The 5,102-nt window shown below is 47.4% G+C and carries 5 protein-coding genes; 3 read left to right on the top strand and 2 right to left on the bottom strand.

Annotation, left to right across the window (positions count from 1 at the left end):
* On the bottom strand, positions 1–268 hold a 268-nt coding region (locus IQ217_RS19130), incomplete at its 3' end, for a hypothetical protein (protein WP_228025797.1).
* Positions 269–356: 88 nt separating this feature from the next.
* On the opposite strand from IQ217_RS19130, the gene IQ217_RS18495 reads away from it, so the two are divergent.
* Together IQ217_RS18495 and IQ217_RS18490 are read left to right on the top strand one after the other, a co-directional pair.
* Positions 357–1,187, top strand: a complete 831-nt coding sequence (locus tag IQ217_RS18495) for a hypothetical protein (protein ID WP_194021371.1) — start codon at positions 357–359, stop codon at positions 1,185–1,187.
* 6 nt (positions 1,188–1,193) lie between these two features.
* Complete coding sequence (locus IQ217_RS18490) at positions 1,194–2,792, top strand: phosphotransferase (protein ID WP_194021370.1); 1,599 nt, start codon at positions 1,194–1,196, stop codon at positions 2,790–2,792.
* A gap of 16 nt (positions 2,793–2,808) precedes the next feature.
* Here IQ217_RS18490 and IQ217_RS18485 read toward each other — a convergent pair whose 3' ends face one another.
* Complete coding sequence (locus IQ217_RS18485) at positions 2,809–3,267, bottom strand: hypothetical protein (protein ID WP_194021369.1); 459 nt, start codon at positions 3,265–3,267, stop codon at positions 2,809–2,811.
* Positions 3,268–3,379: 112 nt separating this feature from the next.
* Here IQ217_RS18485 and IQ217_RS18480 point away from each other — a divergent pair, with 112 nt between their 5' ends.
* Positions 3,380–5,095, top strand: coding sequence for a tyrosine-type recombinase/integrase (locus IQ217_RS18480; protein WP_194021368.1), 1,716 nt, complete (start codon positions 3,380–3,382; stop codon positions 5,093–5,095).
* Positions 5,096–5,102 lie beyond the last annotated feature (7 nt).

Raw genomic sequence — 5,102 nt, 5'->3', positions numbered from 1 at the left:
CAGCAACAATGCCGACATCAGTATCTTCGGTCTCGCCTACCCATTCATCAATAAAGCAGGGGTTTTGTGACTTTCTAAAGGAACAAATACCGCGAGTCTTTCCTCTGGTTCCATGCCATTCAATCACATATAGGCAGTACGACGCGCTTTCAAATTCGCTTAAGTTGGAGGTGCAAATTAGCTCGCCATCTGGATCGGCCCATGCTGAAGCAAGCTCGCGCGCCTCAATTCCGTTATCGCGTTTCGCCGAAAGTGTTAACGCATACACGTTTTTAATAGGGAGTCACCATCACGAGTACGTCCATCTCCGCAATCTAAACACCCCTATTCCGACCGAATATAAGCGATTTGGCCTTATGGCCGCCCTCAAGTCCCGACCAGAATCGCGATCAGAACTTTGCTTTCCGTTCCGCTATAAAAATGTTGCAATTGGTACGATTAATTTTGAATCCGGAATCGTGGGAGCATTCGATTCGGATATCGACTTCCTCATATTATTGAAGAACTTTTTCGAAGAAACCTATGCTTCCTATTTTTCTTTGTCAGACACTATATGGATGCAACAACTATCGCAATACGCGGATCCCTTGCACGAATTGTCAAACTATTTGGCAACACCGATATTCAATGAGCGACAAAAAGAAATATTGCGGTCACTATTTTTCAATCGCGTTTTGGATGACGAACAATCAAAAAACACGAATATGAATGAGCTAATGCAGTGGTTCCATCGGTGGGTTCGTTCACATTTTGATCAAGAAACTGATGACATTGTTGATAAAATTGAGAGCATATTGGAATTTAACGGCACGCCAAATTCAACTATGAGCCGCGCTGTATTCGATACCATAAGATCTATCATACGAAATCTAGTGGTTAATATCGTCAGCTACTCATATGTCGATTTGGACAAAATTATCGTTTCTATGACAGCCCGGTATCGAACAACAAACGATAATGACAATGACAATATTCGCATCAGATTAAAGTCATTTGGTATTTTTGACGACGAAGAGTTGGATTCTATGTGTGTTTCCCCCATACAACGAGAATATGATTTGGCTCGACCGGAGCATCAGGGGATGTATCTGATAGGCTTGCTAACCCGTTCAGTAGGAGGCTATGTTAACGTTTGTTCAACCCAGTCAGGGAGTGAGACGGTGATTGAATTTGTTGTGCCGAAGTAACATGACATGAGATATGCAAATGTTGTCATCATTGAGCAAGATCCGGATTTATTCGAGGATCTTAGGAAAAAATATGAAAAACTATTTCTGTTCGCCGGTTATGCTCTAAACGCTCATCATGCTTCCGGTCAAAAGGACGCTCAGAAATTTGTCGATGGTTGCGGCGGAACAAGTCGTATACACGTTGTGATATCTGATATAGTTGCCGGTGCAACCAATGAAAAGAGAGGTCTTCTTTGGATACAGCAGTTGAAAAAGCGGTATCCAGATCTGCTATTTATTGGTAACTCCGGCAAAGAGATTACATATAGAGAGACTTCTGTAAAACTCCCGAATTTTGACATTTACGTTGACAAGCAGCTTCTAAATAGAGCGGACAACGAGTCCTATATTGCGGAAATAGCACCTTTAGTTCGGAAGCTGTTGGTGCAGGATTGCAGCGTGGTTATTGCTGAAGACTCGACAATTCCGCAAGAATTTAAAAATGGGCACAACGATAGGGAACTCTGCTCTCTAGTTGGGCAAATTTTGTTTTTGGCTCACGATGTAGATCACAGCTTGGAGCCTACGCGAGTTCACCTGAGCCGCATGGATGGCGGATACAGCAATAGCTTGGTGTTTCGAATGGAGGTTTCCTTTGGGGAGCATGGCATACCAGCCGTACCGGCAATTTTAAAAATTTCAGAGCCAAAAAAGGCACATGAAGAGGCGTCAAATTTTAAGCGATATGTGAAGTGGTTACTACCCTATAGCTGGCGAGCAGAACTTCTCGGCGAGGGCTACACTGGGAGATGGGGCGCAGTTTGTTATTCTTTTGTTAGGAGTGGGAAGAGTGGATTTGATAATGTTACAGCACAAATTAGGGCAGGAAACACAGAAGCAATCCGAAGGGTAATTGCAACTATATTTTCACCCGTACATCAAACGTGGTACTCAACACAATTATGTAGTATAAGTGAAAATGTTGAACTTTCGAATTATTATTCGACAGAATGTTTTCCGTCTCAGAACTCTCAAATAGAAGCCAACAGACACTTTCGGGCTTTGGCACAGCGACTTCTCAATGCAAAGTTTGATGGAGACAATAATATTTCTTTTCCAGATTTGTCAATTAAGATAAATGAGCCTAATTCTATACTATTTTCTCGGGGTCGAGGCGAGTTTTTGACAACTATTTCTCACGGAGATATGAATAGTAATAACATTCTATTGGCGGATAATGATGAAATCGTATTTATTGACTTTCAAAATACAGGAAGAAAACATGTATTTTTTGACTTTATAGTATTTGAACACAGTATTAGATTGCATTTTCCAGAATCTGAAATTGACATTGCTGATATGATACGGTTCGAAGGACTAATTTCCGATCCAAATTCACTGCGATCCGGGAGAGGTCAAAAAGAGCTGCCTGATATGTATGAGCTGATTTTGGAACTTCGGAAGGAAGCGTATCGGAATTTTCCGAGCGAACCGTTTGAAAACTATCTTTATGCGGTAACCGTGTTTTCGTTGCGCCTTCTCCGAGTAGATGATTTTAGCGATACTCAATACACGAGGCTGCTGACTCAACTAGTGTCGGGAATGACGCGATTTACATCCTAATAGAAATCCTGCGACTTCAGCGCATTAGAACCAATTGAAGAATCAGGCTCGCTGAGCCCAAAGTTAGAATCATAGGTACTGCAGTCCAAATCCAGTGAAGCCTCACTTTGTTCAGCGAACCGTATATTCCCCTGTCAACCCAACGAGCATCGGCGCGGGAGATCAAAGTTTGCAATTTCGGCTCGCCGTCACCTAATGATATGGACGAGCGAAACTCCCTGTATCGTTCATATCTGCGTTTGAAGTGCCCGTAGAGCTTAATTGTCCCGATTGTGACGAACACATTGAACAAGAACACAACTGCTGCCATGATCACTTCAAGCTGTCCAATCTCTTCAGTCGCCGACAGAGCGGCCACCGTTCCACCAGTTACTAAAACTGAAAATCCTACCATTCTTTCGCGCTGCCCGTCATAATGGCGGGCCTCAGCGAGTTCCATCTTCGCCATTTCCAAAAGTACATCTTCGTAGTGCATATCTATCCTCAGTTTTCTGGTTTGAATTAGTACGGAGCGTGGAACAAGGCGATATCATCTTTCCCCAAACCATACCCTGACACGCGCACGTTGCAATCTTATTGTGCACGTCATGAAAAAGAAGCTGACACCCAAGACAATTGACGCTCTGCCGCCTGCGGCCGGCAAGCGCTACGAGGTCCATGATCAATTACTGCCCGGCCTGCACCTGCGTGTGTCAGCCACAGGTGGGAAGGTGTTTGGCGTATCCCGTCGCATTGATGGACGCATGAAGCGAATTCGCATTGGCGCTTATCCAATCGTGTCGCTGGCAGATGCGCGAGAGAAAGCACGAGACATCCTGCGCGATATTGAGCTTGGGCAATACGATCAGATATCCCCTTCTGTGGTTGAACCTGCCCCTCGCCTAACGCTCGGCGATGTCGTGCCTCAATTCATTGAGTTGTACGCCAAGCCACGCAATCGTGACTGGCGCGGCACCGATCGCGTGCTGCAGAAATTCGCGCCTCTATTCCCCTGCCCGATCGATGAAATCAAACGGGCCGATATCGTGCGTGTCCTAGACACCATCATTGCAGGTGGCGCGCCGACGCGGGCGAACCGGGCGCTTGCTGCGATCAAAAAGCTAATGAACTGGTGCATTGACCGCGGCATGATCGAAATATCGCCTGTGGCTGCTCTCAGACCGCCTACGAAGGAGATTGCGCGTGACCGTGTGCTCACCGATGAGGAGATGATCTCCATCTGGCATGCTGGCGCTTCTGAGGGCTTCCCGTTTGCGCATTTCACGCAATTGCTCATCCTGACAGGTCAACGCCGCGGCGAAGTCGCTGGCATGCGCTGGTCCGAGCTTGATCTCGATAAGGCCATTTGGACACTTCCTGCCAAGCGCGCAAAGAACGCCACGTCGCACATTGTACCACTGGCGCCCTTGGCGATCCTTATCCTGAAATCAGTGCCGAGGTTTCTTGATAGCGATCTGGTGTTCACGACAACAGGTGACACACCGATATCTGGATTTGGCCGCCTCAAGGAACGCCTTGATATTGCCGTTGGCCTCGACGCCGAAGATTGGCGTTTTCACGACCTGCGCAGAACCATGGCGACCAACATGGCGATCATGCGCATTCAGCCCCATATCATCGAGGCTGTCCTCAACCACAAAACAGGTATCGTCTCAGGCGTCGCTGCAACCTATAATCGCCATGCGTATCTGGACGAAAAACGTGAGGCATTGGCAGAAATCAAGAAGAAGATATTCGTTTCGCCGGTCGCGGCATTTCAAACCGTGGGGCTAGAGAACTTCGGCTCTGACTGGGATGACGAATGCATTCACGAAGAGGACTCCGAACTCCGCCGCGTTGCCCTCAAGAACCTTCGCCTAGCTCTTCAAAGTGGCACTGTTCAGGCGATCTGTTACAGCGATAGATCTGAGCACGTTCTGACGCCAATAGAGGCTGCCGGCGAGTATTTCCGGATCGACCTCGAAAGCGATTGCATCAACCTGTCATTCTTTGCTGGAAAGCCAATCCGCGCGGCGATCCACGCAGAAGACCTAAAGGCGTTCATTCGCAACAACGGTGAAGTACCACCCGTCGCAACCGTCGGTGCGAAGACGGCATGCCGTAAATGGATCGTCACACGGATCAGAAACGGGGAACGCGTCAAACCAAAGGAGTTCCTCTGGGCTGAGGCACTGCGACAATTCACTCGCCTATCTCGACGTGCATTCGAAGACGCACGCAAAGAGGCCATCTCGGAAACGGGCCGGACGGACATCGCGAAAGGCGGTCGTCCCTCGACCAAACCATCGTCGCGTGAAACCTAATCACCGC

The sequence above is a fragment of the Synechocystis salina LEGE 00031 genome, assembly GCF_015207985.1.
Lineage (GTDB): Bacteria > Cyanobacteriota > Cyanobacteriia > Cyanobacteriales > Microcystaceae > Synechocystis > Synechocystis salina.
This window is presented reverse-complemented; position numbering and strand designations above follow the sequence as displayed.

Bases quoted from the DNA above. Each gene is read 5' to 3' on its own strand.
- IQ217_RS18495 (WP_194021371.1), top strand. From the start codon at position 357: ATGGCCGCCCTCAAGTCCCGACCAGAATCGCGATCAGAACTTTGCTTT.
- IQ217_RS18490 (WP_194021370.1), top strand. From the start codon at position 1,194: ATGAGATATGCAAATGTTGTCATCATTGAGCAAGATCCGGATTTATTC.
- IQ217_RS18485 (WP_194021369.1), bottom strand. From the start codon at position 3,267: ATGCACTACGAAGATGTACTTTTGGAAATGGCGAAGATGGAACTCGCT.
- IQ217_RS18480 (WP_194021368.1), top strand. From the start codon at position 3,380: ATGAAAAAGAAGCTGACACCCAAGACAATTGACGCTCTGCCGCCTGCG.